Here is a 9,713-nt window from a genome sequence, read left to right on the forward strand (position 1 = left end):
CGGAGGACGGAGTGCTTCTTTACAGCAAGGAAAAGAACAGCCTGTCCTGGAAAGAGACATACCGCGCCATGGCCGCCGAGAGGGAGGACTGGAGCGACTTCGATGTGACGGTCGCCGACGGCCTGGAATAGTGGCTACGTTCCCCGGACAATACGTCATCTACTTCGCCGACCTCAATCCCACAGTGGGTGGCGAGGCCCGCAAGATCCGCCCCGTTGTCGTTGTGAGCCAAAACGAGATGAACCAGTTTCTGGACACGGTGGTGGTCTGTCCGCTCACGACGGCGCTGCATCCCACGTGGAGGAGCCGGTTACAGGTCGAATGCGCGGGGAAAAAAGCAGAAGTTGCCGTCGACCAGATACGCGCCATCAGCAAACAACGGATTCGGCGCAGGCTGGACCGGTTGTCCGCCGGGGCAGCGGCTCAACTCAGACGAATCATCACGGAAATGTACGGGGGATAGTCGGGCGCGTCACGATACGCTGTTCCAGGAACCGGAGCCGATACATGGACTATATCATCGGCGTCGACATCGGCGGCACATATATAAAAGACGAGAATCCGGGCTAACGGCGTACGGCGCCACACGATGACAACAGTTGCCGTCCAGGGACAATAGGCCATAAACCACTAATAATAAAAGTAAATAATATACAAAGGTCTCTTGCATCGACGCCTCCGATGCGCTTCAATGGTCATGGCGTTATAGCCCGGTCGCTTTCGCTGTGCTTACGCTTACGGGCGGGACGGTCCGGTCGCCGCGCCGGTCGCCGGGTGCCGGGCGGCAGGAAGGAGAAGCACATGGCCAAGCTGAAGTACCGGACGATCTCCAAGCGAACGGTGGATGCGCTGCCGGTGGAGGACCGGGAGGCGGTGTTCTGGGACGACAAGCTCCCGGGGTTCGGGGTGAGGGTGTATCCGTCGGGGTCCAAGGTGTACGTGGTGCAGACCCGGCACCGGAGTAAGTCGAGGCGGGTGACGCTCGGGCGGCACGGGGTGCTCACCGCGGACGGAGCGCGGCGCGAGGCGGCGCTGGCGATCTCGCGGATCAAGAGCGGGCAGGAGCCGGTGGAGAAGGCGCCGGGGACGGTGACTGTGGCGGAGCTTGCCGCGCGCTATCTCAGGGAGCACGTGGAGGTGCGCTGCAAGGAGAGCACGCAGAGGATGTACCGGAGCGTGGTGGAGCGGTTCATCGTGCCGGCCTACGGCCATGTGGCGGTGGAGGAGGTGGAGCAGCAGCATATCGCGAAGCTGCATTTCGAGCTTCGGGGCATTCCGTACCAGGCGAACCGCGCGCTGGAGATCGGGGTGAAGCTGTTCAACCTGGCGGAGGAGTGGCGGCTGCGCACGGGGGGCAACCCGTGCAGGTTCGTGCGCAAGTACCGGGAGACGAAGCGCGAGCGGTTTCTGACCGACGCGGAGTTCCGGCGCCTGGGGGAAGTGCTGGAGGAGATGGAGGCGGAGGGGCGTTTGCCTGCGCACCCCGCTGCGGCGATCCGGCTGCTGATGCTGACGGGGTGCCGGCGGAACGAGATCGTGGAGCTTGAGTGGAAGGACGTGGACCTCGGGGCGGGAGAGCTTCGGCTGCGGGATTCGAAGAGCGGGGCGCGGCTGGTGCCGCTGTCGCCCGCGGCGGCGCGGGTGCTGGCGGAGTTGCCGCGGGTGGAGGGCAACCCGTGGGTGATACCGGGAACGAAGCGTGGGCGTCATCTGGCGGACCTGAACCACTACTGGGAGCGGGTGCGGGAGCGGGCGGAGCTTGAGGAGGTGCGGCTTCATGACCTCAGGCACAGCTTCGCCTCGCGGGCGCTGGCTCTGGGCGAGAGCCTGTCGATGATCGGGAAGCTGTTGGGACACAACAAGATCGATACGACCTCGCGCTACGCGCACTTGGCGCGGGATTCGATCAAGGCGTCGTCGGCGCGGGTCGCGGACAGCATCGGAGCGGACATACTGACAAGGGAGGCTCGCCGGCGAGAGCAGGCTGAGGAGGGGGCTGCCGCCCGTGGTTGAAACGGCGGGAAGCGGGGCGGGAGCGGGACTCCGGCCGCAGGCGCGTGGATGGCCGCGCGCAACAGGGGAACGGTCCAGCCGTGTGTTCCGCCGCGGCCTTGCCGGGGGCTCGTTGCCTTGCCATCATGAAGGATTATTTCCCGGAAGGAGGAGGTGACTTGGTTCGCATTTCCGGGCCCACCCACGCGCTCCGGCTACGCCGCTCCGGAACCCCCCGGCAAGAGCAGGCGGCGGGTGTGCCGCGCGATCATCAGGTCCTCGTCGGTGGAGATGACCCGCACGGTGCAGGGGCTCCGGGGGGTGGTGATGATGCCGGCGTGGGCCTGGTTGCGCTCGGAGTCGAGCTCGATGCCGAGGTGGGCGAGGCCTTGGCAAACCTGCTGCCGCACCGCGGCGGCGTGCTCGCCGATACCGCCCGTGAAAACCAGGGTGTCGAGGCCGTCCAGGACAGCGGCCAAGGCCCCGATGTGCTTGCGCGCCTGGTAGCAGAAGAGATCCACCGCCAGCGCCGCTTGCGGGTTGCGCTGGCGCGCATCCAGCAGGGTCTTCATGTCCGGACTTAGGCCGGAGACGGCCAGCAGCCCTGCCTCGCGGGTCACCAGCCGCTCGACGTCGTCGGGATCCCAGCGGCGCTCGCGCATCAGGTGGACGAGAACGCCGGGATCGAGGTCGCCGCTGCGTGTTCCCATCATGAAGCCCCCGGTCGGGGTGAAACCCATGGTCGTATCCACGGGCTCGCCGTCGCGCACCGCGGCCATGCTCGCGCCGTTTCCCAGATGGGCGATGACGACCCGGCCACTCGCGGCCTTCCCCAGCGCATCCAGGACGTACTCGTACGACAGCCCGTGGAAGCCGTAGCGCCGCACGCCCGCCTCCCACAGCGTGCCGGGCAATGCGAAGCGCTGCGCCAACTCGGGCATGCGCCGATGGAAGGCCGTGTCGAAGCACGCCACCTGGGGGAGATCGTGAAAACGCGCGGCCACGGCCTCGATGCCCGCCACCGAGCCGGGCAGATGCAGCGGCGCGAACGTCGCGAGATCGCGCAGGTCCGCCAGCAGCGCCCCGTCCACCCGCTCGGGAGCCGCGTGACGCGCGCCGCCGTGGACCACCCGGTGGCCGACGGCGGAAGGCTCCTGCAGGCGCAGCCGCGCGGTCGCGGCGAAGACCGCCTCCACCGCCGCCGCGTGATCGGGGAAGTCTTCCTTCCGCTCCAGAAACTGAGCCTTGTCCGCGCCGCGTACCCACAGGAAAGCATCCGCCAAGCCGATGCGCTCCACCGCTCCGGCGCCCAGCAGGACCTCACCCGCGCCTTCCAGCCCGTAGAGCGCGAACTTGAGCGACGAAGAGCCGCTGTTGAGGCACAAGATGGATTGGCCTTCATCGTTCATCAACGGGACCAGGTCCAGTTGCGCACCTCCGGCATGTCCTCGCCGTAGCGGGTGATGTGCTGGCGGTGGTCGATGAGCTTGTCGCGCACCGCCTGCTTGGCGTACGCGGCGAGGGTCCCCAGCTTGGGGACCCTGTCGATGACCGCCTCCACCAGGTGGAAGCGGTCGAGCTCGTTGAGCACGGTCATGTCGAAGGGAGTGGTGGTGGCGCCCTCCTCCTTGTAGCCGTGGACGTGGAGGTTCGCGTGGTTCGTGCGCCGGTAGGTCAGGCGATGGATAAGGTAGGGATAGCCGTGATAGGCGAAGATCACGGGCTTGCCGGTGGTGAAGAGAAGGTCGAACTCCCGGTTGCCGAGCCCGTGGGGGTGGTCCTCCGCGTGCTGCAGCTTCATCAGGTCCACCACGTTGACGACGCGGATCTTCAGGTCAGGAACGTGCTCGCGCAGGATGTCCACCGCCGCCAGGGTCTCTAGGGTAGGGACGTCGCCGCAGCACGCCATGACCACGTCCGGCTCCGCGCCCTCGTCGGTGCTCGCCCATCGCCAGATGCCGATGCCCGCGCTGCAGTGCTTGACGGCCGCGTCCATGTCCAGCCACTGGGGCTCCGGCTGCTTGCCCGCCACGATGACGTTGACGTAGTTGCGGCTCCGGAGGCAGTGGTCCGTGACGGAGAGCAGCGTGTTGGCGTCCGGCGGGAAGTACGCCCGGATGACGTCGGCCTTCTTGTTGGCCACATGATCGATGAACCCCGGGTCCTGGTGGCTGAAGCCGTTGTGGTCCTGGCGCCACACGTGGGAGGACAGCAGGTAGTTGAGGGAGGCGATGGGGCGCCGCCAGGGAATGTGGCTCCGGGTGGTCTTGAGCCACTTGGCGTGCTGGTTGAACATGGAGTCCACCACGTGCACGAACGCCTCGTAGGTGGAGAAGATGCCGTGCCGACCGGTGAGGAGGTATCCTTCGAGCCAGCCCTGGCAGGTGTGCTCGCTCAGGATCTCCATCACCCGGCCGTCGCGGGCCAGGTGATCGTCCTCCGGGATGGTGTCCGCCATCCAGGCCCGGTCGGTGACCTCGAACACCGCCCCGAGACGGTTCGACGCGGTCTCGTCCGGGCCGAACACGCGGAAGTTGCGACTCTCGAGGTTGCGCCTCATGACGTCCCGCAGGAAGCGTCCCATGACGCGCGTGGCTTCGCCCACGGTCTTGCCGGGCCGTGGCACCTCCAGGGCATAGTCGCGAAAGTCCGGCATCCGGAGGTCCTTGAGCAGGAGGCCGCCGTTGGCGTGGGGGTTGGCGCCCATGCGCCGCGCGCCCTCGGGAGCCATACCCGCCAGTTCCGGCGCCAGCCGCCCGTTCTCGTCGAAGAGTTCCTCCGGACGGTAGCTCCTCATCCATTCCTCCAGGAGCCTCAGGTGGTCCGGCTTGGCCGCGAGCTCGGCCAGGGGCACCTGGTGGGAGCGCCAGAAGCCTTCGGTCTTGAGTCCGTCCACCTCTTTCGGGCCGGTCCAGCCCTTGGGGGTGCGCAGCACGATCATGGGCCAGCGGGGCCGCGTGGGGCTTCCGGTGGCGCGCGCCGCTTCCTGTACGGCGCGGATCCGGGCCGTGACCGTGTCCAGGGTCTCGGCCATGAGCCGGTGCATCACCGTGGGGTCCGAACCCTCCACGAAGTGAGGCTCGTAGCCGTAGCCGACGAACAGGCTCTCCAGCTCGTCGCGGCCGATGCGCGAGAGGATCGTGGGGTTGGCGATCTTGTAGCCGTTCAGATGAAGGATGGGCAGCACCGCCCCGTCCCGCGCCGGGTTGAGGAACTTGTTGGAGTGCCATGCCGCCGCCAGCGGACCGGTCTCGGCCTCGCCGTCGCCCACCACGCAGGCGACGATCAGGCCTGGGTTGTCGAGGGCAGCGCCATAGGCGTGGGAGAGCGCGTAACCCAGCTCGCCCCCCTCGTGGATGGAGCCCGGAGTCTCGGGCGCCACGTGACTCGGGATGCCGCCCGGAAACGAGAACTGTTTGAACAGCAGCCGCATCCCCCTCTCGTCCTGGGACACGTTGGGATAGACCTCGCTGTAGGTCCCTTCCAGCCAGCTGTTGGCCACGAGCCCGGGGCCGCCGTGGCCCGGACCGGCGATGTAGATGACGTCGAGGTCCCGCTTTCGGATCACGCGGTTCAGGTGGGCGTAGATGAAGTTCAGCCCGGGGGTGGTGCCCCAGTGGCCGAGGAGCCGCGGCTTGATGTGGGCGGTGGTCAGCGGCTCCTTCAGCAAGGGGTTGTCAAGGAGATAGATCTGTCCGACGGACAGGTAGTTGGCGGCGCGCCAGCAGGCGTGGAGCGTCTCCAACTCTGTCTCAGGAAGCGCATCGGACATGGCTTACGGCAGGCTCCTGACTCCAGGGCGGGAATTCCACCGCTCAAGGACATCTTCGTTGTGGATGTTGTCCGGCATTGGGCCGCAGAGCAAACCGCATCCGTCCTCTTCCGGCTTCCTGGCAGATGCGTTGGTGTTCGAGCTTGGCAGATTGGGCTTTGGCCGCGTATTCCTCCCGCGTCACGGGAACCAAGTAACGCTACACTCATATCGCAATTTTCAAACCGAATAACAACCGGTGCTCTTCTCGACATCCCGCGCTACATCAAGACCCATTTCGGACCTTATACGGTGGCCGGGACAAGTCATTCAGGACGCGGACGCCGGAAAGCCGGAAGGCGGATCGCATGGCCAAGTTGAAGTACCGGACGATCTCCAAGCGCACCGTCGATAGGCTCTCCGTGGAGGAGCGGGACGCGGTGTTCTGGGACGACAAGCTCCCGGGCTTCGGGGTAGGGGTCTATCCGTCGGGGTCTAAGGTGTACGTGGTACAGACCCGGCGCAAGGGCCGGTCGCAGCGGGTGACGCTCGGGCGCCACGGGGTGCTCACAGCCGACGGCGCGAGGCGGCGCTGGCGATCTCGCGGATCAAGAGCGGCCAAGAGCCGGTGGAGAGGGCGCCGGGGACGGTGACGGTGGCGGAACTCGCCGGGCGCTATCTCAGGGAGCACGTCGAGGTGCGGTGCCAGGAGAGCACGCAGAGGATGTACCGAAGCGTGGTGGAGCGGTTCATCGCCCCCCCTACGGCCATCTGGCGGTTGATATTGGGCGACAACATATCGGACGAGAGCAGTTTTCGAATCGGGCGCAAAGCAAAGGCGCATCTGGCACTGCTGCCAAGGCCTGAGGTGCTGAAATCACTTGGCCAGCATGTTCCTGAACATTTGCCGGGAAGGCGCTCCCCCTTTCCAGGGTCTCGAAGAAGAGATTCCGATCAAGACCTGGGCTATGAAGTCCGGACGTGGTGGGGGGATCACGAGATCCGCGCACTTGAGTTTCTGGGAAGGTTGGGTCATGACAGGAAGTTTCCCAAGACGATTCGCGATACGCGTACCGGGCTGATACAAGAAGTATCACATCCTCGCCGCGAGGGATCATCGGGGTGAGATGACAGTATCGTACCCCTACATGTCTCAAGACCACCGGGGAAACCGCAACGGGAAGAACCTTACCGGAGGTGTTCCATGATGTGTGCCGCTACCCGCGCTTTCACAGCGCTCCTTGTTCTCTTTCTCGTTGGCTGCAAGACGAACGTGACCGTGGACCTCAACTACACCGACCTGGCCAGGGCTGCCGCCTCAGCCAACGAGAAACCGGTGGCTCGGGTGGTCATGGCGATCCAGATTCCGTCAGACAAGGAATGTGACAAGTACACGCCGAAGGTGGTCCAGGTCATGGCGGGAGGCGTCAAGGATTTCACTCTCAAGGGCTGCACCAAGAAGCAGATGGAGTCGTACCTGTTGGGCGAGGTTCAGGTGCCCGTGGTGACTCAAGATGCCTGGCAGGCCGCGGACGCCTTGTTCAGCGTCATCGTCAATCACGGGTGGGCATTTTTCGCCATGGACCTCGACAAGTTCAAGGTGGTCAACGACCGGATGCGCAAAGAGTTCCATCAAGCGCTGAAGGTGGGAGAGGCTACGTTCACCATCATGCTGCATAACGACGGACGCCAAGCTCAGACGTACAGCGTGATGTATACGCTGGTGGACGGCCAACCCTTTGTGAGCATTGGGAATTTCGAGTTGAAGCGCCGTGCCAAGGTCAAGCTGGAACTTTCGAACGTAGCCTCGCGATACTTGGCCAAGCACGGCAGGGTGCCCGTGCTGATGCCCCATCGGCAAGGCGTGCCGCTGCTCCTGAAGAAAGGATAGGGCACATGAAACACCTGACAGTGAGACTTTCATGAGTCCTTCCCGGCTGAAGCCCAATTAGAACTTCAATTCAAGGGCCGACTGACCAAAGAGAACTTCCGTCTGGCCGGTCAACTGGATGAAGTCATCGAGCCACTGCATCAGCCGTTGATCGGCTATCTGCCATGCTGTGTCGCACCACGGGCAACGGGTCGGAACGGCCTTGCCGCCCGGCTTATTCCAGGCCGTCTCTTGGCCGCAAGTTTTTTTACACCAGCCGGATGGTCCGAATGTCATTCGGATTGAAGGATATCCGCGTTTCCGTGGTCATGGAGCCTTCAGAAAACGTCGCTACCCGCCGCCACCGGAGCCCTGAGGTCCTGGAAGCGCAGGCGCTTCCCGACGATGCCCCGTGCCATGGCGGCCATCTTCACAAGGGTGTCCTGTGAACGCAGGTTGTGGTGTCCCGCGAACTCATTGACGTAGCGGTCAAGGTGCTCGGAACCGACCTTGTGAAACGTGCCGTGGTCCTTCATGCCTACTGAGGCGGACTTTCCAACCCCGCCCCGGCCCCCGTGGAGTCGCTTGGACGCGTGCTTGTTCTTCTCTTTTCCGCGATGTAGGTTTCGTCTACCTCAAACGGACCCTGGAACACAGGCTTTGGACGCCACCCCTCCCGGAGCCTGTGGGCCAGATGCCGGGCGGACTTTTGCGAAATGCTCAGGTCCCGGTGCAGCTTCATGCTGCTGACGCCTTTCAGGGTCGTGTTCAGCAGGTAGATCGCCACCAACCACGTCTGATAGCCCATGTTGGACGCCTGCATGACGGTACCGGTTTCTTGGTGCTGAACTTCTTTCGACGGGACCTGCAACGGTAGGACATGGTCTTGTGAGAACGGCCGTCCTGGACCCTGTCCGAATCGCAGTTGGGGCAGCGGACGCCTTCCGGCCACCGGACGGCTACTATTGTCTTATGGGCATCCGCGACGTGAAGGCGGGAACCGCGCTTCCCGACATGGAGTGGAGCGGCCTTTCCGTCGCCGACGGAGCCTTCAACGATTCGTCACAGACGATCAGCGGCGTGTTCTACGGTCCGGCGCAACAGGAGGTTGGGGGCGTTTTCGATCGTGACGGCATCACGGGCGTGTTCGGAGCAAAGCGCCGATAGATCTCTTGGCCGCGATGACGGGACGGAAGAAAGCGACCGGAGCCGAGAGCGTGTAAGCGGTACGGGGACCCCACCTTGTCGCGAGCAAGGAGATGAGTTTTGGTGGGGTATTTGGCGGGGGGAGGAAGGCGATGACGTATAGGGAATCGCGGGCAGCGGGAAGGGATCTGTGGGCGAAGTACGAGAGGTTGGGGATGGAGGGGATGGGGCATGGAAGGAGAAGGCGCAGGGTGTCGAGGGAAGAGAAGGCGCGGATGGTGGCGGAGTGCTGCCGGCCTGGGGCGTCGGTGACGGTGGTGGCGCGGCGTCATGGGGTGTGGCGGGAGGAGCTGGAGAGGTGGATTCGGCTGGCGGGGCGGGCCGGGGAGGTGAAGCGGTGGGGCACGGTGCCGCTGCCACCGTTCGTTCCGCTGGTTCTGGAGGAACAGGGGCGAGGGGATGACGGCCGGGGCGGGGTCGATGTGTCGGCGGTGGACCCGGCGGTGCCCACGCGGATGGTTCTGGCGAGCCGGCCGGTGTTGTACATGAAGCAGCATGACGGACTGGCGGCGGTGATGGAGGAGGAGTTGGGTCTTGACCCGTACTCGGGCATGGCGGTAGTGTTTCGTTGCCGGCGGCGGGACAGGATCAAGAGTTGATCCACTTCCGCCCGGAAGAGTCGGCGAAAGTGGAACTTCTCCCGCAGGACTCGGTCGATCTCGCCTTCGGCTTGACTGCTTTCGCCGTGTGGCGCTCGTGCCTTCATGAGGGTCTCGGTGTCGCGCCAAGGGTTCTCGGATTGACTCTCGGTCTATCCAGATGACGATGGGCCGGCAGCACTGCCTCCAGTGGGACCCTCGGCGCAATCCCGAACGGTGCCGACAACCGGAGTGTTTACTTCCCGGCAGGAGTGCCTTCTTCCGTATGAAGGACGGTCGCACGCATGGCGGTCTA

At 64.7% G+C, this 9,713-nt stretch carries 9 protein-coding genes and 1 pseudogene; 7 read left to right on the forward strand and 3 right to left on the reverse strand.

Going from position 1 to position 9,713, the window contains the following annotated elements; genetic code table 11:
- The first annotated feature begins 130 nt into the window (after positions 1-130).
- Positions 131-463, forward strand: a complete 333-nt coding sequence (locus OXF11_00555; protein MCY4485598.1) for a type II toxin-antitoxin system PemK/MazF family toxin — start codon at positions 131-133, stop codon at positions 461-463.
- 338 nt (positions 464-801) lie between these two features.
- On the forward strand, positions 802-2,013 hold the full coding sequence (locus OXF11_00560; GenBank protein MCY4485599.1) for a site-specific integrase: 1,212 nt from the start codon (positions 802-804) through the stop codon (positions 2,011-2,013).
- A 194-nt stretch (positions 2,014-2,207) separates the two neighbouring features.
- On the opposite strand, the gene OXF11_00565 is transcribed toward OXF11_00560, so the two are convergent.
- Complete coding sequence (locus OXF11_00565) at positions 2,208-3,401, reverse strand: acetate/propionate family kinase (protein ID MCY4485600.1); 1,194 nt, start codon at positions 3,399-3,401, stop codon at positions 2,208-2,210.
- Complete coding sequence (locus OXF11_00570) at positions 3,401-5,764, reverse strand: phosphoketolase family protein (GenBank protein MCY4485601.1); 2,364 nt, start codon at positions 5,762-5,764, stop codon at positions 3,401-3,403. Before OXF11_00570 ends, OXF11_00565 begins: the two co-directional genes overlap by 1 nt.
- A 347-nt stretch (positions 5,765-6,111) precedes the next feature.
- Here OXF11_00570 and OXF11_00575 point away from each other — a divergent pair, with 347 nt between their 5' ends.
- Together OXF11_00575 and OXF11_00580 are read left to right on the forward strand one after the other, a co-directional pair.
- A complete protein-coding gene (locus OXF11_00575; GenBank protein MCY4485602.1) occupies positions 6,112-6,396 on the forward strand; it encodes an integrase arm-type DNA-binding domain-containing protein in 285 nt (94 codons plus the stop codon).
- Positions 6,397-7,022: 626 nt separating this feature from the next.
- The gene (locus OXF11_00580; GenBank protein MCY4485603.1) at positions 7,023-7,634 is read left to right on the forward strand and encodes a hypothetical protein; all 612 of its coding nucleotides are present in this window, start codon (positions 7,023-7,025) and stop codon (positions 7,632-7,634) included.
- 317 nt (positions 7,635-7,951) lie between these two features.
- On the opposite strand, the gene OXF11_00585 is transcribed toward OXF11_00580, so the two are convergent.
- Positions 7,952-8,149: a hypothetical protein gene (locus tag OXF11_00585; protein MCY4485604.1), complete on the reverse strand. Its 198-nt coding sequence runs from the start codon at positions 8,147-8,149 to the stop codon at positions 7,952-7,954.
- Positions 8,150-8,585: 436 nt separating this feature from the next.
- On the opposite strand from OXF11_00585, the gene OXF11_00590 reads away from it, so the two are divergent.
- The 3 genes and pseudogenes from OXF11_00590 (at position 8,586) to tnpB (ending at position 9,418) form a co-directional block, all read left to right on the forward strand.
- Positions 8,586-8,780, forward strand: coding sequence for a transferrin-binding protein-like solute binding protein (locus tag OXF11_00590; protein ID MCY4485605.1), 195 nt, complete (start codon positions 8,586-8,588; stop codon positions 8,778-8,780).
- Between the two features lie 194 nt (positions 8,781-8,974).
- Positions 8,975-9,136: pseudogene (locus tag OXF11_00595) on the forward strand (transposase).
- Between the two features lie 138 nt (positions 9,137-9,274).
- Positions 9,275-9,418, forward strand: coding sequence for an IS66 family insertion sequence element accessory protein TnpB (gene tnpB / locus OXF11_00600; GenBank protein MCY4485606.1), 144 nt, complete (start codon positions 9,275-9,277; stop codon positions 9,416-9,418).
- The last annotated feature ends 295 nt before the right edge of the window (positions 9,419-9,713 follow it).

The sequence above is a fragment of the Deltaproteobacteria bacterium genome, assembly GCA_026712905.1.
GTDB lineage: Bacteria > Desulfobacterota > Binatia > UBA9968 > JAJDTQ01 > JAJDTQ01.